At 35.6% G+C, this 21,757-nt stretch carries 17 protein-coding genes; 10 read left to right on the top strand and 7 right to left on the bottom strand.

The window, feature by feature from the left end; genetic code table 11:
• Positions 1 to 2: 2 nt before the first annotated feature.
• The 4 genes from AC0J6S_RS05380 to AC0J6S_RS05365 all read left to right on the top strand — a co-directional run bounded on the left by AC0J6S_RS05380 (position 3) and on the right by AC0J6S_RS05365 (position 3,697).
• Positions 3 to 926, top strand: coding sequence for a hypothetical protein (locus AC0J6S_RS05380; protein ID WP_474955781.1), 924 nt, complete (start codon positions 3 to 5; stop codon positions 924 to 926).
• Positions 916 to 2,472: a vanadium-dependent haloperoxidase gene (locus AC0J6S_RS05375; protein ID WP_474955780.1), complete on the top strand. Its 1,557-nt coding sequence runs from the start codon at positions 916 to 918 to the stop codon at positions 2,470 to 2,472. The genes AC0J6S_RS05380 and AC0J6S_RS05375 overlap by 11 nt, the downstream gene beginning before the upstream one ends.
• A gap of 122 nt (positions 2,473 to 2,594) precedes the next feature.
• Positions 2,595 to 3,062, top strand: coding sequence for a DoxX family membrane protein (locus AC0J6S_RS05370; protein ID WP_474955779.1), 468 nt, complete (start codon positions 2,595 to 2,597; stop codon positions 3,060 to 3,062).
• A 92-nt stretch (positions 3,063 to 3,154) separates the two neighbouring features.
• The gene (locus AC0J6S_RS05365) at positions 3,155 to 3,697 is read left to right on the top strand and encodes an N-acetyltransferase family protein (RefSeq protein WP_474955778.1); all 543 of its coding nucleotides are present in this window, start codon (positions 3,155 to 3,157) and stop codon (positions 3,695 to 3,697) included.
• A gap of 48 nt (positions 3,698 to 3,745) precedes the next feature.
• Here AC0J6S_RS05365 and AC0J6S_RS05360 read toward each other — a convergent pair whose 3' ends face one another.
• From AC0J6S_RS05360 to AC0J6S_RS05330, 7 genes are all read right to left on the bottom strand, one after another.
• A complete protein-coding gene (locus AC0J6S_RS05360; protein ID WP_474955777.1) occupies positions 3,746 to 4,027 on the bottom strand; it encodes a FoF1 ATP synthase subunit delta/epsilon in 282 nt (93 codons plus the stop codon).
• An 80-nt stretch (positions 4,028 to 4,107) separates the two neighbouring features.
• Complete coding sequence (gene atpD / locus AC0J6S_RS05355) at positions 4,108 to 5,619, bottom strand: F0F1 ATP synthase subunit beta (RefSeq protein WP_474955776.1); 1,512 nt, start codon at positions 5,617 to 5,619, stop codon at positions 4,108 to 4,110.
• A gap of 256 nt (positions 5,620 to 5,875) precedes the next feature.
• Positions 5,876 to 7,453 (bottom strand): G-D-S-L family lipolytic protein, encoded by a 1,578-nt coding sequence (locus tag AC0J6S_RS05350; RefSeq protein ID WP_474955775.1) that lies wholly within the window; start codon positions 7,451 to 7,453, stop codon positions 5,876 to 5,878.
• Positions 7,454 to 7,479: 26 nt separating this feature from the next.
• Positions 7,480 to 10,305: a TonB-dependent receptor domain-containing protein gene (locus AC0J6S_RS05345; RefSeq protein ID WP_474955774.1), complete on the bottom strand. Its 2,826-nt coding sequence runs from the start codon at positions 10,303 to 10,305 to the stop codon at positions 7,480 to 7,482.
• 378 nt (positions 10,306 to 10,683) lie between these two features.
• Positions 10,684 to 12,531 carry a glutamine--fructose-6-phosphate transaminase (isomerizing) gene (gene glmS, locus AC0J6S_RS05340; RefSeq protein ID WP_474955773.1) on the bottom strand — a complete coding sequence of 616 codons (1,848 nt, stop codon included), beginning with the start codon at positions 12,529 to 12,531 and terminating at the stop codon, positions 10,684 to 10,686.
• 9 nt (positions 12,532 to 12,540) lie between these two features.
• Positions 12,541 to 14,202, bottom strand: coding sequence for a DUF4270 domain-containing protein (locus tag AC0J6S_RS05335; protein ID WP_474955772.1), 1,662 nt, complete (start codon positions 14,200 to 14,202; stop codon positions 12,541 to 12,543).
• 20 nt (positions 14,203 to 14,222) lie between these two features.
• Positions 14,223 to 15,029, bottom strand: coding sequence for a glycogen/starch synthase (locus AC0J6S_RS05330; RefSeq protein ID WP_474955771.1), 807 nt, complete (start codon positions 15,027 to 15,029; stop codon positions 14,223 to 14,225).
• Positions 15,030 to 15,137: 108 nt separating this feature from the next.
• Here AC0J6S_RS05330 and panC point away from each other — a divergent pair, with 108 nt between their 5' ends.
• From panC to serS, 6 genes are all read left to right on the top strand, one after another.
• Entirely contained in the window at positions 15,138 to 15,986 is an 849-nt protein-coding gene (gene panC, locus AC0J6S_RS05325) for a pantoate--beta-alanine ligase (RefSeq protein ID WP_474955770.1), read from the top strand.
• A gap of 14 nt (positions 15,987 to 16,000) precedes the next feature.
• A complete protein-coding gene (gene panD / locus AC0J6S_RS05320; protein WP_474955769.1) occupies positions 16,001 to 16,351 on the top strand; it encodes an aspartate 1-decarboxylase in 351 nt (116 codons plus the stop codon).
• A 224-nt stretch (positions 16,352 to 16,575) separates the two neighbouring features.
• A complete protein-coding gene (locus AC0J6S_RS05315; protein ID WP_474955768.1) occupies positions 16,576 to 17,724 on the top strand; it encodes an alpha/beta hydrolase in 1,149 nt (382 codons plus the stop codon).
• Complete coding sequence (gene radA / locus AC0J6S_RS05310) at positions 17,724 to 19,085, top strand: DNA repair protein RadA (protein WP_474955767.1); 1,362 nt, start codon at positions 17,724 to 17,726, stop codon at positions 19,083 to 19,085. Before AC0J6S_RS05315 ends, radA begins: the two co-directional genes overlap by 1 nt.
• Before the next feature lie 439 nt (positions 19,086 to 19,524).
• Positions 19,525 to 20,064, top strand: coding sequence for a DMP19 family protein (locus AC0J6S_RS05305; protein WP_474955766.1), 540 nt, complete (start codon positions 19,525 to 19,527; stop codon positions 20,062 to 20,064).
• Positions 20,065 to 20,400: 336 nt separating this feature from the next.
• Positions 20,401 to 21,672 (top strand): serine--tRNA ligase, encoded by a 1,272-nt coding sequence (gene serS, locus AC0J6S_RS05300; RefSeq protein ID WP_474955765.1) that lies wholly within the window; start codon positions 20,401 to 20,403, stop codon positions 21,670 to 21,672.
• Positions 21,673 to 21,757 lie beyond the last annotated feature (85 nt).

Here is a 21,757-nt window from a genome sequence, read left to right as displayed (position 1 = left end):
TGATGAAAAAATTTTATCTGAGTTGCCTGCTGTTGACACCTTTATTCATGAACGCTCAAACAGAGATTGATGGCATTATGATGAGCAAGAATAATTTTTGTTTTGGAGCTGTATACCAACATAACAGCTGGGACGAATATTGGGAAGGAACATTTAAAAGAGAAAATCTTAATCTGGGTACTGTTTCTACAGAATCAGTTACCTTAAATGGAAACTATGGTGTTTCTGATAAATTAAATATCATTTTCAGTCTTCCTTATGTAGAAACAAAAGCTTCTGCAGGAACAATGGGTGGTCAAAAAGGATTGCAAGATTTATTGTTAACAATAAAATACATGCCATTAGAAAAAACAATTGGAAAAGCAACCTACTCTGTATATGCTTTGGGAGGACTTTCGGCTCCGATTTCTGATTATTCAGCTGATTATTTACCTTTAAGTCTTGGTCTAAAAAGCAAGACTGCATCTTTACGATTGATGGGTGATTATCAGAGAGGTCATTTTTTCACCACGCTATCTGGAGCGTATTTAAAAAGAGCCACTATAACCATTGATCGAAATTCCTATTATACTAACGAAATGCATTATACCAATGAAGTGGATATGCCAGATGCTATTTCAATAAATTACAGAATAGGCTATCGTTCCAATAGATTAATTGCCGAAGCAGTGCTTGATAACTGGGTTACGCAATCTGGAGGATTTGACATTACAAAAAACAACATGCCCTTTCCAAGCAATACTATGAATGCATTAAAAGTAGGAGTAAATACTAAATATACACTCAGAAAAACACCCGCATTATCTATTATTGGAGGATGCAATTTTGTTACGCAAGGCCGAAATGTTGGACAATCAAACACCTTTTATGGTGGTATATTTTACATCCTTAATTTAAAAAAAGCAACACAAGAAAATGAAAAATAAAATACAAAAAATAGCCTACAACAGTCTTTTGGTTTTGTTTCTTACGTTGAACTATTCTTGTAGTGACGAGTTAACAGAACGCAACGAACAATTTCCTCAATTAAATCCGGCTAATACAGACGAATTAGCCGGAACTTGGAAAACATTTCTATTGAACACCCCGGATGAATTCTCATTGGATGCGCCAATAACCACTACCGCAGCTGCATTTACAAGAGAAATTAACGAAATAAAAAGCTATCAGGCAAGCATAACGCCAGAGCACAAAAAAATAATAAAATACTGGAGTGCCGGAGGTGTTTTACGTTGGAATGAAATCATGCGAACATTAGTGGCAAGACACAATCGTCCGCCGTATCAAAATGAAGACGGAACTTATCCTGCACCATCTGCGGCAAATCCATTTGCGAATCCTGAATTTCCTTTTTCAAATCCTCCATACGCAGCCAGAGCATATGCTTATGTGAGTGCCGCGCAATACGATGCGATGATTGCGACTTGGCATTATAAAAAACTGTACAATAGAGCTGCACCTTTTATGGTTGATGCTACTTTACCGGTTTTAATTCCCAAAAGTACCTTACCTTCTTATCCGTCTGAAGATGCTGTTTTAGCAGGAGTTACGGTTGAACTATTAAAATTATTATTCCCAACAGAAATCGCCTACATACAAGAAAAGGCAGAAGAACAAAAATTATATCGCATTATTAGTGGTGCCAATGTCCGAAGTGATGTTGATGCCGGAATTATTTTAGGCAGAAAAATTGCAGGCAAATTTATCGCCAGAGCAGCTTCTGATGGAACCGGAGCAGCTATTGGGAATCAAGCGCTTTGGACTCAACTGGAAACTCAAACTGCAACCACTGGAGAAACTCCTTGGAAATCATTAGATGTCCCTACAAGACCTCCAATGTTACCATTATTTGGAAAAGTAAAATCATTTTTAATGACTCCAGAAATGGTTGTTGCCAGTCGCCCGGTTCCACCGCCATCTACAAAATCAGAACAATTTGCAAAAGAATTAGCTGAAGTAAAAAGATATGGACAAAATGCCACTAGAAAGAACTTGCAAACCGTTACTTTTTGGGCTGACGGTGTAGGAACTTATACGCCACCCGGACACTGGAATGCAATTGCCTCAGAGTCATTTGTAACACTAAATTATAGTGAAGTACGATGGGCAAGAAATCTTGCATTATTAAACATCGCAATGATGGATGCGGCTATCAGCTGTTGGGATGCAAAATATACCTATTTTAACCCACGACCATCTCAAGTAGATCCTTCAATAAAAACATTAACGGGAACGCCAAATTTTCCTTCGTATGTGTCAGGACATTCCACATTCAGCGGAGCGGCTAGTGTTGTTTTATCTCATATAGTTCCAGTAAAAGCACAAAGTTTTGTAGCTATGGCAAAAGAAGCTTCGGATTCTAGAATGTTTGGATGCATCCACTATAGAAGCGATTGTGAAAAAGGACTTGAACTAGGCGAAAAAGTAGGTGGTTTTGCTGTAGCAAGAGCTCTTATCGATGGTGCCGAATAATATAAAATAATTAAGTTGATAATTTGTTTAAATGGTTTGTTTAAAAATTCTTTATCAACTCAAGCCTAACAGATGTTGGAAACCTGTTAGGCTTTTTTATAAAAGACGGAAACTACTATACTATGAAAACACTATTTGAAGACTTCTATTTTAGATTTAGTCACAAAATGGAGAAACACAGCATCAATATCATGCGCATTGCTCTCGGTGTTGTTTACATTTGGTTTGGTGGATTAAAAATTTTCGGGATGAGCCCGGCCGACGAATTAGTAGAACAAACCGTTCATTGGTTTCAACCGCAAATATTCATTCCAATCCTTGGTGTTTGCGAAGTATTTATAGGTCTTGGTTTACTTATAAAACGGCTCATTCCTTATACCATTGTATTGTTGTTAATGCATATGGCAGCTACATTTTTTCCTGTTTTAATTCTAAAAACAATCTGTTTTGATGCTTTTCCTTACTGTCCTACTTTAGCGGGACAATACATTATCAAAAATCTGATTCTGATTTCTGGAGCTCTTGTGATTGCATCAAAATATAATGAAAAGTATTATGCCAAAATGAATTTGAAATTAAGAAAAAAATAAAATCTAAATGCATTTCAATCAATCAAAGATTTCCTAATTTTATAGGTCAGTTAGTGCTATACCGTTTATTAATCCGTGATTAATATAATCATATGAAAACTATACATTATAAAAGAGCGTCCACTATAAACGAACTGAAACAAATCAGAACACTACAATTACAAAATAGCTCTGAGAATATAAGTTCTGAAGAAAAACTTCAAGAGGGATTTGTTACTGTACAACACTCCGTTACCTTATTAGAACAAATAAATTCGGTTTGCGCACATATTATCGCCAAAGACAATGATATTTTAGTAGGTTTTGCATTAGTAATGCTTTCAAGCTTTAGAAACGAAATTGAAGTTCTAATTCCAATGTTTGAAAGAATAGATGCATTAGTACCTAAAGATAAAACCTATGTTGTAATGGGGCAAATTTGCGTAGATAAAAACTACAGAAAACAGGGAATATTCCGCAATCTCTATCAGTTTTATAAAGAAGAATTACAACTTAAATATGATTATCTCGTAACCGAAATTGCAACTACAAATCCTCGTTCCATGAAGGCTCATGAATCCATTGGCTTTAAAGTCATCTGTATATATGTGGAAGATGGAATCGAGTGGAATATCATCCTTTGGGACTGGACATAAAAAAACCCCGCAAATTGCGAGGCTTTCATTTATATATCGGAAATCATCTTAGTCAACTAAAACAATAACTTTGTTGTCTTTCATTTCAATTGTTCCTGAATTGATAGCAAGTGTGTAATTTTGGGCATCCAGCTTGGTGAATTTACCTGCTACTTCTTTTGCAAAAGCCCAGTTTGATGCTGTAATTTTGACTACTCCTTTTTCTAAAATAGAAACAATTGGTGCGTGGTTGTTCAAAATCTGAAAGCTTCCATCAACTCCGGGCAGTGTTACCGAAGTAACTTCTGCTGAAAACAATTTTGCTTCTGGTGAAACTATTTCTAAAATCATAATTCTTTTTAGTTTAAAGTTTAAAGTTTAAAAGTTTAAAGTTACGAGTGAACCTTAAACTTTAAACTTTTAAACTAATTTTATGCTTCCGCTAACATTTTTTCTCCAGCTTCGATAGCTTCTTCAATGGTACCTTTAAGGTTAAAAGCAGATTCTGGCAAGTGATCTAATTCACCGTCAATAATCATATTAAATCCTTTGATAGTATCTTTGATATCAACTAAAACTCCTTTTAATCCTGTGAATTGCTCAGCAACGTGGAAAGGTTGTGATAAGAAACGTTGTACACGACGCGCTCTTGAAACGGCTAATTTATCTTCTTCCGATAATTCTTCCATACCAAGGATCGCAATGATATCTTGTAATTGCTTGTATTTTTGTAAAATTTCTTTTACTCTTTGAGCACAATCATAATGCTCATCACCTAAAATTTGAGGTGTAAGGATTCTAGAAGTTGAATCTAATGGATCAACCGCAGGATAAATTCCTAACTCAGCAATTTTACGAGACAATACTGTTGTTGCATCTAAGTGAGCAAAAGTTGTAGCCGGAGCCGGATCCGTTAAATCATCTGCAGGTACGTAAACCGCTTGTACAGATGTAATAGAACCTTTGTTTGTGGAGGTAATACGTTCTTGCATAGCTCCCATTTCAGTTGCTAATGTTGGTTGGTATCCTACCGCAGATGGCATACGACCTAAAAGCGCCGAAACCTCAGAACCTGCCTGTGTAAAACGGAAGATATTATCCACGAAGAACAATACATCTTTACCTTGATCAGTTCCTGCTCCATCACGGAAATATTCAGCGATAGACAATCCAGAAAGTGCTACACGAGCACGAGCTCCAGGAGGCTCATTCATTTGACCGAAAACGAAAGTAGCTTTAGACTCTCTCATTCCTGGTAAATCTACTTTAGATAAATCCCATCCTCCATTTTCCATAGAGTGCATGAATTCATCCCCGTATTTAATAATTCCTGACTCTAACATCTCACGAAGTAAGTCATTCCCTTCACGTGTTCTTTCTCCTACTCCTGCGAATACAGAAAGTCCACCGTGACCTTTTGCAATATTGTTGATCAACTCCTGAATCAAAACTGTTTTACCAACTCCAGCACCACCAAACAATCCAATTTTACCCCCTTTTGAGTAAGGCTCAATTAAATCGATTACTTTAATACCTGTGAATAAAACTTCAGAAGAAGTAGATAAATCTTCAAATTTTGGAGCTGCTCTGTGAATTGACATTCCGTTTTCACCAGTTTTTGGCAATTCCGGTAAACCATCAATGGCATCTCCAATTACGTTGAATAAACGACCGTAAACATCGGCACCAATTGGCATTTGGATAGGATTTCCTGTTCCAACTACTTCATAACCTCTACTCAAACCATCGGTTGAGTCCATCGAAATGGTACGAACTGTGTTTTCACCAATGTGAGATTGTACTTCAAGTACTAACAAAGTACCATCTTTTTTTGTGATTTCTAATGAATCATAAATTTTTGGAAGTTCAACATCTTTACCGTTGAAAACTACATCAACTACTGGTCCAATGATCTGGGCAACTTTTCCTATTACTTTCGACATTACTTATGTATTTATTAAATAGCTATTTAGGTTTATGAATGAGTAGTAATCGAAACTTTACGATTACATGCTTTTTTCAGTTTGCAAAGATAATTTTTTAAAGTAAAAAATCAACATCTTTTATTATAAAAAAAATGAAATATTAAATGATCGGAAAAATATCAACGAATCAAATAATATTACCATTTTGCTTAAATAAAAAAAACCACCACGTGATAGAAAAAGGGTGGTTGATTTAATAGTTTGTTTTGAATTTTTACAATGATTCAGGATACAATATACGATACTGACCAACATTTACATTTTTAAAGTTGGAACCAAATTTCACATTGATAGCATCAGTAAACAGGTTGGCAATAATTGCGTACCCTCTTGGGCTAGGATGCACTCCATCTAGAGAGAACATACCACCGGTAACAAAGGTAGATGTTGTAGTAAATCCATTGTAAACAATTCCAGCAGGAGATGCTAATTGATCTGTAACACCTTTTAACTCTACAAATGCTAACCCTTTCGCATCAGCAATAGATTTAATAGTAGCATTGTACGCATCTGTAGCTATTTTAACTTCTGCAACTTCAGCTTTAGTTAACACATGTATGTCCTGCATAGGATAGGTAACTCCAAAAACATTTAATGGTGCAGGAATACCTGCTGGCGCAGATGCAATTACTGTTTGAGCAGTAAGAACCACTAGATCTTCTCTAGTAGCTTGTCTGGCTTGACCAAAAACTTGACCGTAGAAGGTAGCGGTTTGTAATCCCAAAGTAGGTGTAAATGCAGCCGTTAATTGAGCCGAAAGGTTTGGCAAACTCTCATCAACTATTAATAACGGGTTTGCAGTAGTAGTTGACAACAACTCTATACGAGATCCTGCACCAAAAGCAGTCAATGCTTGCTTAAGAGGTTGGTATAATCTCACATTTAAATCTTGGATTGTAGCTGTTCCTATAGCCACATTTCCACGACCTAAAACAGATGCAGTAAGAGGATTAAATGGTACCGTAGTAAAAAAAGGTAAAGCTGTTACATATGGTAAATTTGCTACAACACCTTTCGCTCCTTTGGCGGTCATAGTGGTAACTATAGAATTATATACGCTTGCAAACACCGTTGGATCGGTAATATCATTGCTTGCATAAGTAGCGGGATTCATATTTCCTGTTTGGTTTCTTCCTGAACCTCCTGATGTTGCATACCCAAGTACATCATTGCCACCTATCCACAAAGAGAAAAAAGTAGGATCTTGAGCAACCGCATCAGCTACCACAGATGTTGTTGCCGATGTAGCGAATCTTGCAAAATAAGGATTGGCTAAACCTGCTTGTACTCCAGCAAGATTGCCATATCCTGGTGCTATTAAATGGTAACTTTTTGCACCTGGCACACCAAGGTTACTAAAAGGACCTGTAAGTTTTGTAGTAACTTCAGTTGATGGTCTTCCTGCAACTGATAATGGAGCTGGAGATGTTAAAGGAGGAGGCGGTGTTAAATCAAAAAACAATCGCACTCCTAATATAGGATTTCCACCTAACAAAAGTCCTCCCAAATTATCAGCCATGAAAGGCGTCTTGAATTCTCCTCCACCGGCTAATGCAAATTGTTGTCCAATAATATTAGCATATGAACCTTTTTGACCTTCAATAAATAAAGCATTATCGCTAAAACCAGCTGCATAGGAATCTCCTAACGCAATATACTTTGTTACCACCGCTGTGCCAGCAGTTAAAGTTTTACCATCGGACGAAGTTGTATCAATTAGAACTTCATCCTCATTATTACATGCTACAAATGCTAAAGAAGCAAATAGCAACCATTTGAAATTTTTTATCATTGTTTTTTGATTTTAGTTTTAATGAATTACGGATTGATTGTCCAAGATGCAAAATACTGCTGACCTATAAGTCCCGCTCCTAATACTTGAGCATATTCTCTACCTCCAATGTTTGAAGCACCAATTTTAAAAGTGGACTTAAGAGAAGGAAATTCATAATTGATTTGCATGTCAATTACCGTTGCCGCTTCAATAATTCCATCAGCAAAAGAAGCTTGCCATAAGTACTCGCTGTTCCATCTTCCGCTTATATTAAATCCGAAATTTGGAAATAATTTTTCATTACCTATAGATGCTTTCACACGGTGTTTAGGCGTGTTAAATCCAGCTTCAAAACTAGGGTCTTTAGATTCATCAAAACTAAACTCAGCGAAGTTATAATTGGCTCCTATTTCGAAATCTTTGTATATTTTTCTTGATAATCCTACACCAAAACCAATTGATTCGATTTCAAGTGGCGTATTTGTATACAATTGAAATGTTCTTGTATTTCCTGTTCGCAAAGCATGTACCGTTTGACCACCCTGATCAGTAGGGAAAACTGCCAAATCAGCACCCGCAGGAGTAGGCGCATCCTGAGCCGTACCATATAATGGAGCTACAACATTTAAGTTTCCAATAAAGTTATTGTAGATGTTGTAATATCCGTTGATATCAATAGATGTTTTATTGATGAAAGAACGGTATCCAAGTTCAAAAGCTTTAACCTCTTCTGGCTTTACCAAACCTGCAGTTGTTTTTCTTAGCAATGCAGAATTACCGGAAGCACTAAAAGCGGCTGCAGATGTAGCTGTGTAAGAATTATTATAAGCAGTAAGACCATTGATGTTTACTGTACCTCCCACTGTAGGCACTGCTGCACCTGAAATTGCTAATGTTTCTCTAAAACGAGTCAAATTGTCTGGTGCTGAACCTAATAAAACAGCATTACCCACATTGAAACCTATATATTGATCTTGTGTCGTTGGGTTTCTAAAACCTGTTTGGAACGAACCTCTAAAATTATGTCTTCTGCTTTCGCCTCCTGAATAAACCAAAGATAGCCGCGGGGAAAAATTTCCATCAAAATTTTGCGCTTTATCATATCGAATAGATCCTGTAAATTTTAAGCGATCATCAAGTATTTTTTTCATTACTTGTGTATATGCACCATACTCATCGTAACGAATAGGACCATCAGCATCAGTGTAAATACGTCCAAAAGAATTTAACACATATTGTCTATAAGACCCCCCTACTTGCACTTCAGCAAATTTTATTTGATCTTTAAAATTATAATTGGCATCGGCGTGATTAATCGTTGAATTATCAACTAATTGTGCCCCTGATAAAACATCTGGATTACTAATAACCGAATTAAACGCGCTTTTGAAAGCTGCAGTTCCAGGTATTAACCTTCCAGTATCAGCGGCAGCTCTAGCGCGTGCATGTGCATCGGCAGGTAAAGCTCCAAGTAAAGTAGATTGAGCAAAAGCACCGGCGTATTGACCAAACCATGTTCTATCATCTTTCCACTTTCTGTTTGTGTTAATACCAGCAAACACCATATCATACGATTGTCCACCATCTTCAGTAGTGGTATATCCTCTTACAAAGAAGTTTTTCCCTTTGAATTCGATTTTATGTTGTTGCATAAAAAAGTTATTCAAATAGTAGCGATTAGCTCCTTGATATACTGTATTTCCATATCCAAATTTACTTTGCCAAATCACCTCTAATTTCTCGTCACCAAAAGGCCGAAAGTGTAAAGCGAAATCAATTTTTGTATTCGACACTTTATTATCAGTTAAATCCACCTCATTGTACCCTGTTCTACTAACAACAGTGTTAGGTAATAAACTTACAAAAGAAGCTGGTATTATAGCTTGAGCTGCTAATGCTGAACCCACGCTTTTGATATTTGTAGCAACTTCATCACCAAAAACATTAATACCATCATAATTGGTTGTATTTCTATCTACTCCTTGGCGAGTTTTATCATCGGTATTTACTGCATGCCATTCTGTACCTCTCATGTAAGTGAAGTTAGCTTTGGCTGCAAAATAATTGTTGAATTTTTTAGCCATACGTATACCGTAATCAACATAGTCATTTGTACCGGCAGCTTTTTGAGAAGTTTGTCCAAATTTAGCGTAAGCTTGAATTCCCTCGCTTACAAACGGACTTTTACTTGTCATGAATAATATTCCATTAAATGCATTTGCGCCATATAAAGCCGAAGAAGCTCCTGGCAATAATTCAACGCTTTGTACGTCGATTTCTGAAATACCAATTAAATTTCCTAATGGAAAGTTTAATAAAGGAGAAGCATTATCCATCCCGTCTACTAACTGCATAAAACGTGTGTTGGCAACTGATGCAAAACCACGTGTGTTGATTGATTTAAACGACATACTAGATGTATTCATTTGAACTTCTTTAAGATTTTCTAAACCATCATAAAAAGAAGGTGATGCCGTTTTTTTAATTTCAGCTATTCCCATTCTTTCAATAGTAACTGGCGACTCTAATACGCGTTCTGGCGTTCTTGAAGCAGAAACTACGATTTCATCTAGCTTATTCTCTTCATCCAATAACTTTACTGAAATTTTTTGACTAGCCGAAGAAACTGAAATTTTTTGAGATGTAAACCCTACACTTGAAACCTCAATAACAAAAGGTGGCTTTTTAGAAGATTGTAACGTAAATGAACCGTCTAAATCAGAAATCGTACCCGAAGAGTCCCCAACAATTTTTATGTTGGCTCCAGGAATAGGTTGGTTGTTACTATCTGTAACAATACCTGAAATTGAGTTTTGAGCAAAAGTTAAGCTACAAAAAAACAATGACAAAAAAAGTAAATACACTCTCATTGGGTTATAATTTGTTGGTTTATGAAGCCAAAGTACAAATATTTTTGATATTAATAAAAAAGGACCGAAAAAATTTCATATTCATCAGTTAATTTGCCCCATTTGCGCTTATTCCGTATTTATAATTAATTATTTAATGTTAAAATTTGTGCTAAAAAAACAGAATATCATTATGCATGCATATAAAAAATACATATATCACAAAATAATTATTAATTTTTAGATATTTGATAAAAGTGATAAAAACCCCCAAATTTATAGTTTTTTTCACTTTTGGAGACTTTAAAGGCATCTGACAAAAATGAAAATTTGACGCACAAAAAAAGCCTCGAAAGAAAACTTCCGAGGCTTGGTATTTATAAAGCAGTTAACTACGAATTATTCTACCGTAACTGATTTTGCAAGATTACGAGGCTGATCTACATTGCATCCGCGCATAACAGCAATATGATATGACAACAGTTGCAATGGAATAGTAGTAATCAACGGTGATAATGCATCCGAAGTTTCCGGAATTTCAATAACATAATCCGCCAATTCACGCACTTGTGTATCCCCTTTAGTAACTACTGCTATAATTTTTCCACTTCTGGATTTGATTTCTTGAATATTACTTACAATTTTATCGTAATGCCCTTGTTTTGGTGCAATTACAACCACTGGCATGTGCTCATCAATTAAAGCAATAGGCCCGTGTTTCATTTCTGCCGCAGGATATCCTTCAGCATGAATATAGGAAATCTCTTTTAATTTCAAAGCACCTTCAAGAGCTACTGGAAAATTATATCCTCTTCCCAGATACAAACAATTAGGAGCGTCTTTGAAAACTGCAGCTATCTCTTTTGCTCTATCATTTGTTTCTAAAGCTTCTTTTACTTTTTCAGGAATGATTTCTAATTCTTGCAAATAGGTATGAAAAACTGAATTTGACAATGTTCCTTTGGCTTTAGCCAAACGCAACGCAATCATTGTCAAAACAGTTATTTGAGTTGTAAATGCTTTTGTTGATGCAACTCCTATTTCAGGTCCAGCATGAGTGTAAGCACCTGCATGAGTTTCTCTTGAAATAGAAGAACCTACTACGTTACAAACTCCAAAAACAAATGCGCCACTTTCTTTAGCCAATTTTATCGCAGCCATTGTATCAGCTGTTTCTCCTGATTGAGAAATTGCAATAACAATATCTTTACTGTTTATAATTGGATTTCTATATCTAAATTCAGAAGCATATTCTACTTCGACAGGGATTCTTGCAAATTCCTCAAAAATATATTCAGCTACTAGACCTGCATGCCATGAGGTACCACAAGCAACAATTATAATTCTTTCCGCATTTAAGAACTTTTCTAAATTATCCTCAACACCTGCCATTTGGATTAAACCTTCATTTGCATGAAGTCTTCCACGATAAGTGTCTTTGATTACGCTTGGTTGCTCATAAATTTCTTTCAACATAAAGTGATCGTAACCTCCTTTTTCAATTTGCTCCAAATTCATTTGAAGTTCTTGAATAGTTGGATTAACTAAAGAATCATCTTTAATTTTACGAACTTTCATTTGTTTATGCAATCTAATATTTGCCATTTCTCCATCTTCCAGATAAATAGCATTAGAGGTATATTCAATAAATGGAGATGCATCTGAAGCTATAAAAAATTCCCCTTCGCCAACACCAATTGCTAATGGACTTCCTAAACGGGCTGCAACAATTTCATTTGGAGTTTTTTTGTCAAAAACAGCAATTGCATAAGCTCCTACTACTTGATTCAAAGCCACCTGAACAGCTTTACCTAATTTTAGGTTATCCTTTTTCTGTACTTCTTCAATAAGATTAATCAATACTTCGGTATCTGTATCTGAATGAAAAACATATCCTCTCTTGATCAACTCCGCTTTTAAAGGCGCATAATTTTCAATAATTCCGTTGTGAACTATTGCTAAGTCGCCTGAATTAGAAATATGTGGATGGGAGTTCACATCATTTGGAACACCATGCGTAGCCCAACGTGTATGACCAATCCCAATAGTTCCATTAGTAGTTATCTCTTTTGAAGCTCTTTCCTCAAGATCTGAAACTTTTCCTTTAGTTTTTGAAATCTTTAGATTTTCACCATCATATAACATGACACCAGCACTGTCATAGCCTCTATATTCGAGTCTTTTTAAGCCTTTAATTACAATAGGATACGCTTCTCTGTATCCAATATATCCAACGATTCCACACATAGTCTTGGTTTAATTAGGTTTTGTATAAAAAATTTCTAGTTTTAATCTTTTAGCCTCGGCTACTGTAGATTTTCCGCTGTGTAAAACAGTTCCTAACGGGTTCATAACCGAAGCTTTAGGCGCTTGACTAATATTCGCATTTGGAGTTTTTACTTTGTAAGATGCAATTACCCCAATATCTTCTGTAACCACAAGACCTAATTTAACATTAGTTGAATCTTTATTATTGATCAGATTTCGGATATGATTGGTGATTCTGATTTTATAAGTCAATCCCTTTTTACTAGTGGCGTCTTTTTTTATCATACCGTCAAAAAATCCTTTTGATTTCTTTGCATCAACACTACTTGATGTTACATCTAGGTAATAATCTGCTATAGGTCGGCTGTTCTTAAAATCATACAAATAAATTCTTTGCGGTTCAAAACTATTAGCCATTGCAGTAGCATCAATATGAAAAACCAAATTGGCTTCATTCACCAATAGTTTTTTACCATCAGCAGGATTTCTTAAATCATCCAACTCATCTGAAATCCCATTAGGACTAGTTAAAACACCATTAGCATCATACCCTTTCAAATCTTTTTTATCGAAAAGATCCAAAACCGCTATAGAACCTTCACCACCTTTTAGGAATAATTTATCATCCCCCTCGGTTTGGTTTCCGGTATTTGCCAAGGCATCATAAGCACTTCCATTAACACTGTAATCATTTTTCAACAAACTAACAGTATTACCTGTCATATTAAGAACTATTGTCTTTTTAACTCTCGTTGTAGCGCCACCCGTTGTTGAGGCTAAATCCTCCTTATATGTGATGGTTATTTTACCAGCTTTAAAATTCAACATTGCTAAATTTCCTGCGCTGCTTCCTGATTTCTCCATTTTAAAATAAAGTCCTCTGAAGTAATTTCTAAAAACATCATTTGAAGCTAATTTACCTGAATTAACTGCGTCAAGGATTCTTGTTTTAAAATAATCTTTATTCAAATTCAATTGCATTCCCGGCGCTGTATACGTTGTCGTTTTAACACCTGTTACTGTATCCGTAGCGACTACAGGATGCTCAGCCGAATCAAAGAAAAATTCATCATTTTCAGCTGTGTTCGAACTATTATTCAAACGTTCTCCAACCTTCAAATTATTGAAATCAGCATCTTGATCAGTGAAATATTTTTGAGCTTGTTGAAATCCTCCAACAGGATCTGCGTCTCTCATAAAATAGCCAGATTCATAGATACTTAATTTCATTTTAGCTTTTTCCGGTCCGTAGATAGAATCTAAAACATATACGCGAGTTCCATCAGCATTAACTTTTAATTGTGTTACATCCGTATAATATGGAACTGTAAGAACAACACTTTCCACAAATAAATTTGTACTTACTGAGGTAATTAACGCAGATAAAGTTAACTGTGTATTAAAATTAGCCGTTGTTTCACCAAAATTTGTACTGCTGTAAATCCCCAATGGATTTACTTCAAGATTATTGGATTGTATGGGTCCTGTTTTTTGGTTATAACCCAATACACTATAAGTCTGCTTATTAAGATCAAAATTATTTTCACCAATTAAATCTCCACCAATTTCATTATAGTCTTTATCACAAGCATATATAAAAACAACACTTGCTACCAAAAGAATTTTCTTAAAAAAAGAATTATTGTACATATTTATTAAAAAAGTTTGATTTAAAGAACTTCGTTACTGTAGAAATTAGTATACGCCTCAGCGAATGCATCTTTCGGTGTGAAAGGTAAAAAAGGTTTTCCTGAAGATTCTATAAATTTTGTTAAACTTGGAGAGAGGTTTTCTGAAGCAACAATCACTGCATCAGAATGTTTGATAGTTGCTTTGATGATATTTTCGTAGTTTGGAATCTCAAGGTCTGCTATTGCATCATCTGGAACACCATCAAATTTTACTTTATTTATCATTTCTTCATTCAAAGTCCCTTCAAAAGACTGGCTGTAGACTGAAGTAACAATTTTTGTTTCCGAAAACAATGCTTCATTTTTATAAAAATGCTTCATATAAATGGGTAGCATTGCGGCCATCCATCCATGAACATGAATAATATCCGGTACCCAGTTGAGTTTCTTAACCGTCTCCACAACTCCTTTTGCAAAGAAAATAGCACGTTCATCATTATCAGGATACATCACGCCTTCCTCATCAGCAAAAGTTGCTTTTCTTTTAAAATACTCGTCATTATCAATAAAGTAAACCTGTATTCTTTCTTTTGGAATAGAAGCCACTTTAATAATTAACGGCATATCCAAGTCATTTACTACCAAATTCATCCCCGAAAGTCTTATTACCTCGTGCAATTGGTGTCTTCTCTCGTTAATATTTCCATACCTTGGCATAAAAATTCTTATCTGTCCGCCTTGATCATTAATCATTTTTGGAACGTCATAAGACATTAAAGAGACCTCGTTTTCAGCGAGGTACGGCACCACTTCAGATGATACATATAATATCCTCTTATCTTTCATATTGTAATTTACTTAATTTATTGGCAATAAAAACCATGCAAAATTACAAAAATTTATGCAGTTATTAACTAAAATAGTAAGTTTGCATTTAATTTTAATAATACTGCCATGCATATTTTCTACGGAAAAGCATCTTTAATGGACTATTTGAAATCTATAAAAACCATCCATTCCTCTATTGGATTTGTTCCTACTATGGGTGCTTTACATCAAGGTCATTTAGCTTTAATGCAGAAATCACTGCTGGAAAATGACACTACAGTTGTCAGTATTTTTGTAAATCCTACACAATTCAATAATCCGGAAGACTTGGCAAAATACCCAAGAACACTAGAGGAGGATGTAAAGAAACTCACCAATCTAAATCCAAACATTATCCTATATGCACCTACGGTTGAAGATATTTATGACGGAAAACCAGTCTCAGAACCATTTGATTTTGATGGATTGGAAAACCAAATGGAAGGCAAATTCAGACCCGGACATTTTAACGGTGTAGGCACTATTGTAAAGCGACTTTTTGAAATTGTTGATCCAACTAACGCTTATTTTGGCGAGAAAGATTTTCAACAATTACAAATTGTAAAAAAGATGGTCGCTAAAAATTACTTAAAAGTAAACGTAATTGGCTGTCCTATTTATAGAGAAGCTAATGATCTTGCCATGAGCTCCAGAAACGAGCGTTTATCAGAGCAGGAAAGAGACGAAGCATCTATTATCTACAAAATTCTTAGCTCCGTAAAAGAGCAATTTTCGAAAAATAGCACCGCTAAAATTTCAGAATGGGTTCAAAAATCATTCGACAACAACCCTCATTTTACTTTAGAATATTTCACCATTGCGGATGAAGCAACGCTTATATCTTGTACTCGAAAAAATAAAAATAAAAAATACCGCGCTTTTATTGCCGTATTAGTCAACAATATTCGTTTGATTGACACCATTTCATTAAATTAATTTACTTTTGTAGCATGCAAATTCAAGTATTAAAATCAAAAATTCACCGCGTTAAGGTAACCGGCGCCGATTTAAATTACATCGGATCCATCACTATTGACGAGTCATTACTAAAAGCTTCCAATATTATTGAAGGCGAAAAAGTCTCTATTGTAAACATCAACAATGGAGAACGTTTTGAAACTTATGCCATAAAAGGCGAAAAAAATTCAGGAACCATTACACTCAACGGTCCTGCAGCAAGAAAAGTTCAAAAAGACGATATCATCATCATCATTTCCTACGCAAGCATGGATTTTGAGGAAGCTAAAACTTTCAAACCGTGGGTTATTTTTCCAAATGAAAACGACAATTCGTTGACTTAACTTCTGTTCGAATTAAACCAACAAACATTTTCTAGCTACTGATTCTCTGATTTTGCATTTTAAAATCACAGAATCAGTGGCTACTTTTTTAAACGCTGATTCCTCCCTTGATATCAAAGCGCAATCTTAACATTTTCCGGTATCCATTTTCAAATAAAAGTAATAATGTTTATATTGCTTGCTCTTATATGGAGTATTCTATACTTTCTAAAACAAACCAAAACATGAAAAAAATAATACTCTTATTACTCTTTTCTATTTCCGTATTTTCACAAAAAACTACGATTGCTTTCGATTCTCAAGTGCTTGGCGAAAGCAGAGAAATTACCATTGGACTACCGCCTTCTTTTGAAAAAAATCCAAATAAAAAATACCCAATTCTCGTTTTATTGGATGGAGATTATCTGTTTGAACCTTTCTACGGCGCTTTAAATTATGGTGCGTATTGGGATGATTTACCGGAAACCATCATCGTTGGCATCAGCCAAAACAAAAACAACGAACGATTTGACGACTGCAATTATGACGAAGCTAATGGCGTTCCTTCTGGAAAAGGTGCGAAATTTTTCGAATTCATCGGTGCGGAGTTATTGCCCTATATCGAAAAGAAATATCCTGTTGCTCCTTTCCGAATTATTGCCGGTCATGACACGACTGCTGGTTTTTTGAACTTTTTTCTATACAAAGACAATCCTATTTTTAATGCCTATATTTCATTGAGTCCAGAACTGGCGCCTGATATGGAAAACCGCATTCCGGAGCAACTTTCAAAACTCAAACAACCTATTTTTTATTATCAGTCAAATGGTGATGGCGATGTAAAGAAACTTCAAACATCAATCAAGCAATTAGACACCAATATAAAACAAGTTACCAATCCGTTACTGAATTACAAGTTTGATAACTTCAAAGGCGCATCTCATTATTCGCTGGTTCTGTATTCGATTCCAAATGCTTTATACCAATTTTTCGATATTTACAAACCCATTTCTTCAACTGAATATTCGGAGAAAATTGTCAGTCTTCAATCCGGATATGTGGATTACCTAACTGACAAATACGAGGTTTTATCTAAAAATTTAGGTCTAAAAATTCCCATTCGCGTCAATGATTTCAAAGCTATTGAAGCTGCAATTCTTAAAAACAAAGCGTATTCAGAATTGGATAAATTAGCTGAAATTGCTACTAAAAATTATCCAAAATCAATGCTTGCCGATTATGAATTGGGTTTAATGTATGAAAAAACGGGTGACATGAAAAAAGCAGCAAAGCGATACCAAACTGCATCCCAACTAGAAGAAATTGGCGACCTTACAAAAAACATGATGATGGAGAAATATGATGATATGATCAGTCAAACACCAAAAAAATAATGTCAAAAGTAAAAACAACTTTTTTTTGCCAAAACTGTGGAGCACAATATGCCAAATGGCAAGGACAATGCAATTCTTGTAAAGAATGGAACACCATTGCAGAGGAAATCATCCAAAAACAAGAAAAAGTAGCTTGGAAGAGCGAACCAACTTCCAGTAATAAAGCACCAAAACCGTTACGAATAAACGAAATTGATTCGGCACAAGAAATCCGGATGGACACGACTGACGCGGAGCTTAATCGCGTGTTGGGTGGCGGAATCGTTCCCGGCTCCTTGATTCTTTTGGGCGGTGAACCCGGCATTGGAAAAAGCACGCTTTTACTCCAAATCTCTTTAAAATTACCGTACAAAACCTTATATGTTTCGGGCGAAGAAAGTCAGAAGCAAATAAAAATGCGTGCCGAAAGAATCACGCCAAGCGGCGACAATTGCTATATTCTTACCGAAACCAAAACACAAAATATCTTCAAGCAAATTGAAGCCATCGAACCTGAAATCGTGATTATCGATTCGATTCAAACCTTGCATACGGATTATATTGAATCCACTCCCGGAAGTATTTCTCAAATTCGAGAAACCACCGCTGAACTGATCAAGTTTGCCAAAGAAACCAATATTCCCGTGATTCTTATTGGTCATATTACCAAAGACGGAAACATAGCGGGACCAAAAATCCTGGAACACATGGTTGATACCGTTCTACAATTTGAAGGAGATAGAAATCATGTGTATCGTATTTTACGATCCTTAAAAAACCGTTTTGGTTCCACTGCCGAAATTGGCATTTATGAAATGCTCGGCAATGGTTTGCGAGAAGTTTCTAATCCATCAGAAATATTGATTTCACATAAAGATGAAGAATTATCAGGAACTGCAATTGCCTCAACATTAGAAGGCATGCGCCCGTTGATGATTGAAATCCAAGCCTTGGTAAGCACCGCAGTTTATGGAACACCGCAACGCAGCACCACGGGTTACAATGCTAAAAGACTCAATATGATTCTGGCCGTTTTGGAGAAAAGAGCTGGTTTTAGGCTTGGCGCCAAAGATGTTTTCCTAAACATAACCGGAGGAATTTCAGTAGATGACCCTGCGATAGATTTGGCTGTTGTTGCCGCTATTTTATCCTCGAATGAAGACATTGCGGTCAATAAAGATTTTTGTTTTGCCGGTGAAGTTGGACTTTCAGGCGAAATACGTCCGGTAAACCGCGTGGACCAACGCATTCAAGAAGCGGAGAAATTAGGTTTTTCGACCATTTTTGTATCCAAATACAACAAAATTGCGTTGAAAAATACCGGAATCAAAATCCGATTGGTAGCGAAAATTGAAGATGTGGCGAGTGAGTTGTTTGGATGATTCAAGCAGGAATAACCAAAAATATTTTAGCCTTTCTGTAAATCTACTGTCACTAAAGATTAGGCTAGTAGGCGCATAAAACAGCAATTATAGTTTGGATTATTGCTTTTTTTATTAGTAGGAATACAATCGATGGACACGGTAAATTTTATTATCACTGGCTTTAAAAATTTATAGCTGACTTGCAATGACACAATAAATTATACCCAAAGGACCTGAAAAAAATATCAAAAAAAAAGCGTTGCATACCAAATTGCTGAATCGGAAAAAGACTAAACTTCAAGAAGAAAAAAAAGAAAAAGCAGCACGTTTGAAAACTTTGGTTTCAAAAATGAACTAGAAAAAATAGGAACGAATCTGATAGTATATAAATTGAATTGTATTTCATTTCTGTTTTTATTTACCCGAAATTTGCAGCACATATTCAAACACAAAACTTATGGAATTCGGTAGAATAATTATTTCAGAAACAGCAATGAACAGTGAGAACCTTCAAGATGTGATTCACTCTAATATTTCGGTAATCAACCTAATGCGCGAGGAAGGCGTAAACGATGATTTGATTCACGAAGATGCTATAATGAGTTATTATTTAGATTATTATACCTCACAATATACCGAAGGAAATTTTGCTCAATTTGTGTACAACTCCGGTTGGGACAAAGAACTAAACGAATTAATCGAAGAAGGTTTGGCTTTGATTGGAGCCGAAAAGCATTTAGAATTGTTCCAACAACAATCCAAAAAAATAAAATTAATGAGCAGTGTAAAGTTAAATAAATTTTTGAAAGGAAAGCTAGAAGGCGTTAATCCTATCAGAGATTTGCTTAACAACGACACTTTTTTCGAAATTGAAGAAAACCTAGTTACGTTAAATGCGACTTTTTTAAAAACTCACCCGGATTTTGAAGTCCTTACAGTAGACGACATGTTTGCTGCATTAGAGGAATTTGTGGGTCATGAGATTAAAAGAGAATAGCTAATTATTAGGTGAAATTCATTTTGCATTATTTTTAACCACATAGAAGCATAGATTTTATATATTTTGAAAGTCGTTTCACTTTATTAGAGAAAATTATAGCTATATGAATCCAAGACCCGAGCGATAGCGAACAGGCGAAGCAATTGGGGCTATCCAACTCTTTTTTTCTATGTTTCTATGTGGTTAAAATTTGTAATCCGAAGTAAAAAAAAGGGCTATAAGCTGTATCAAAAAGGCTTACTGGTTTTCATCAAAACTTTCCCCCATTTCTAGCAAACATTTCCTTAAATTTGCTTCCATTATTATAAAAGTTAGCGTTAAAAAAATCAAGCTATGTTACAAATTGCATTTATTAGAGAGAATCAGGAAAAAGTAATCACCGCTTTGGCAAAAAGAAATATCGATGCCAAAAGTGTTGTTGAAGAAGTGGTACAACTGGATGAAAAACGTCGCGCTACGCAGGTAGAGTTAGACAGCATTTTATCCGAATCTAATAAATTATCCAAAGACATTGGCGAATTAATGAAAGCGGGTGAGAAATCTAAAGCCGCAATTTTAAAAGAAAAAACTGTTTTAAACAAAGAGAAAAGTAAAGCTTTAGCGGAAACGGCTGATGCGCTTGCCTCTGAACTTTTAGAGAAATTATATACATTACCTAATCTTCCTGCTGATATTGTCCCTGTTGGGAAAACACCGGAGGAAAACCTAAACGTTTTTGAAGAAGGGGAGATTCCAGTTTTGCACGAAGGTGCTCAACCGCATTGGGAATTGGTAAAAAAATACGACATCATTGATTTTGAATTAGGTGTCAAAATTACGGGTGCAGGATTTCCGGTGTATAAAGGAAAGGGAGCACGATTACAACGTGCCTTAATCAATTATTTCTTGGACAAAAATACCGCTGCAGGGTATAATGAAGTTCAGGTTCCGCACATGGTAAACGAAGCTTCGGCTTATGGAACGGGACAATTGCCGGATAAAGAAGGGCAAATGTACCATGATAAAACCGATGATTTATACTTGATTCCAACGGCTGAAGTTCCGGTAACGAATTTGTTCCGTGATGTAATCTTAAACGAAAATGAATTGCCAGTTTTGACTACGGCTTATACGCCATGTTTCCGTCGTGAAGCAGGTTCTTACGGAGCGCATGTACGTGGATTGAACCGTTTGCATCAATTTGACAAAGTGGAAATCGTTCGTGTAGAACATCCGGATAAATCATACGAAGCGTTGGAGGGAATGGTAGAACATGTGAAAAGTATTTTACAAGAATTGAAATTACCATACAGAATATTACGTCTTTGCGGCGGTGATATGGGATTCACATCGGCTTTAACGTATGATTTCGAAGTGTTTTCTACCGCGCAAGATCGTTGGTTGGAAATCAGTTCAGTTTCTAACTTTGAGACTTTTCAAGCCAATCGTTTGAAATTGCGTTTCAAAGACAAAGACGGAAAAAACCAGTTGGCGCACACCTTAAACGGAAGTGCATTGGCTTTGCCAAGAGTTTTGGCTGGAATTTTAGAAAATTACCAAACTCCGGAAGGAATCGTAATCCCTGAGGTTTTACGTCCGTATTGCGGATTTGATATTATAGACTAAAAATTTTAACATATAAGTCATGTCAGTTTTTGCAAAGTTTTAAATTTAGAGCAATGCAATTCTTATATGACTTATATGTTTAAAA

Source organism: Flavobacterium sp. TS_SC_5 (assembly GCF_056156265.1).
This window is presented reverse-complemented; position numbering and strand designations above follow the sequence as displayed.

What these genes read in the sequence shown, in the direction of transcription:
- AC0J6S_RS05365 (WP_474955778.1), top strand. Translation starts at nt 3,155, where the DNA reads ATGAAAACTATACATTATAAAAGAGCGTCCACTATAAACGAACTGAAA.
- AC0J6S_RS05335 (WP_474955772.1), bottom strand. Translation starts at nt 14,202, where the DNA reads ATGTACAATAATTCTTTTTTTAAGAAAATTCTTTTGGTAGCAAGTGTT.
- panD (WP_474955769.1), top strand. Translation starts at nt 16,001, where the DNA reads ATGCAAATTCAAGTATTAAAATCAAAAATTCACCGCGTTAAGGTAACC.
- AC0J6S_RS05370 (WP_474955779.1), top strand. Translation starts at nt 2,595, where the DNA reads ATGAAAACACTATTTGAAGACTTCTATTTTAGATTTAGTCACAAAATG.
- AC0J6S_RS05315 (WP_474955768.1), top strand. Translation starts at nt 16,576, where the DNA reads ATGAAAAAAATAATACTCTTATTACTCTTTTCTATTTCCGTATTTTCA.
- atpD (WP_474955776.1), bottom strand. Translation starts at nt 5,619, where the DNA reads ATGTCGAAAGTAATAGGAAAAGTTGCCCAGATCATTGGACCAGTAGTT.
- glmS (WP_474955773.1), bottom strand. Translation starts at nt 12,531, where the DNA reads ATGTGTGGAATCGTTGGATATATTGGATACAGAGAAGCGTATCCTATT.
- panC (WP_474955770.1), top strand. Translation starts at nt 15,138, where the DNA reads ATGCATATTTTCTACGGAAAAGCATCTTTAATGGACTATTTGAAATCT.
- AC0J6S_RS05345 (WP_474955774.1), bottom strand. Translation starts at nt 10,305, where the DNA reads ATGAGAGTGTATTTACTTTTTTTGTCATTGTTTTTTTGTAGCTTAACT.
- AC0J6S_RS05380 (WP_474955781.1), top strand. Translation starts at nt 3, where the DNA reads ATGAAAAAATTTTATCTGAGTTGCCTGCTGTTGACACCTTTATTCATG.
- AC0J6S_RS05305 (WP_474955766.1), top strand. Translation starts at nt 19,525, where the DNA reads ATGGAATTCGGTAGAATAATTATTTCAGAAACAGCAATGAACAGTGAG.
- radA (WP_474955767.1), top strand. Translation starts at nt 17,724, where the DNA reads ATGTCAAAAGTAAAAACAACTTTTTTTTGCCAAAACTGTGGAGCACAA.
- AC0J6S_RS05360 (WP_474955777.1), bottom strand. Translation starts at nt 4,027, where the DNA reads ATGATTTTAGAAATAGTTTCACCAGAAGCAAAATTGTTTTCAGCAGAA.
- AC0J6S_RS05350 (WP_474955775.1), bottom strand. Translation starts at nt 7,453, where the DNA reads ATGATAAAAAATTTCAAATGGTTGCTATTTGCTTCTTTAGCATTTGTA.
- AC0J6S_RS05375 (WP_474955780.1), top strand. Translation starts at nt 916, where the DNA reads ATGAAAAATAAAATACAAAAAATAGCCTACAACAGTCTTTTGGTTTTG.
- serS (WP_474955765.1), top strand. Translation starts at nt 20,401, where the DNA reads ATGTTACAAATTGCATTTATTAGAGAGAATCAGGAAAAAGTAATCACC.
- AC0J6S_RS05330 (WP_474955771.1), bottom strand. Translation starts at nt 15,029, where the DNA reads ATGAAAGATAAGAGGATATTATATGTATCATCTGAAGTGGTGCCGTAC.